This is a genomic window from Bartonella sp. MU37NMGALS (assembly GCF_042194015.1).
GTDB lineage: Bacteria > Pseudomonadota > Alphaproteobacteria > Rhizobiales > Rhizobiaceae > Bartonella > Bartonella grahamii.
The window spans coordinates 1-559 of sequence record NZ_JBHIML010000159.1; the positions used below are offsets into that span (position 1 = coordinate 1).

At 45.6% G+C, this 559-nt stretch carries 1 protein-coding gene and 1 pseudogene; both read right to left on the reverse strand.

The genetic code is table 11. The annotated features are described in order from the left end of the window. Positions 1 to 317, reverse strand: a 317-nt coding sequence (locus ACFIJP_RS09690; RefSeq protein ID WP_375627220.1) for a transglycosylase SLT domain-containing protein, incomplete at its 3' end; no start/stop codon positions are given. Then, positions 314 to 559, reverse strand: a pseudogene (locus ACFIJP_RS09695) (hypothetical protein); the annotation flags it as partial. The pseudogene ACFIJP_RS09695 and the gene ACFIJP_RS09690, both read right to left, overlap by 4 nt.

A 559-nucleotide genomic window follows, 5' to 3' on the forward strand; every position in this document is an offset into this window, starting at 1 on the left:
TGTTGATGGGCTAAATACAACTCCGCTTCACTAGGCGCTCTTCCCAACAGACGGCTTAAATGATTGCGATTATCAAGCGTCAACCGCCCCATGGCATCTGCCGCTTGCATGGGATCAAACCTATCCTGCAAACCATATTGTTTGGCGGTGCTGTCTATAAATTGATACAACCCACCAGCCGAAGAACGTGGATTCCTTGCATTCGGATTGCCTCCACTTTCAACTTGCGCAACACGGTATAAATAACTCTCTGGCAAACCATATCGCGCTGCTGCTTGACGGATCGCTTGATTGACAGAAGGACTATAACGGATCATCGGTTAAACATCCTCACAACCTCGTTTCCACTTAATCTAAACAAATCAGAAAAACGCTTTTTCACCCACTCTTTCGTAACATATCCATTATGATGCGCTTTCACCATGCGTTGAATGAGATCGACAATTTGATCATTCTTAATCTCTGTCCCCCCTGTTAACAACTTGACAACATCCTTTTCAATCCGTTGACGCTCTCTAAACGCCGCCTCTTTGAAAGGAATCCAAGCTGCCTTCCCAGC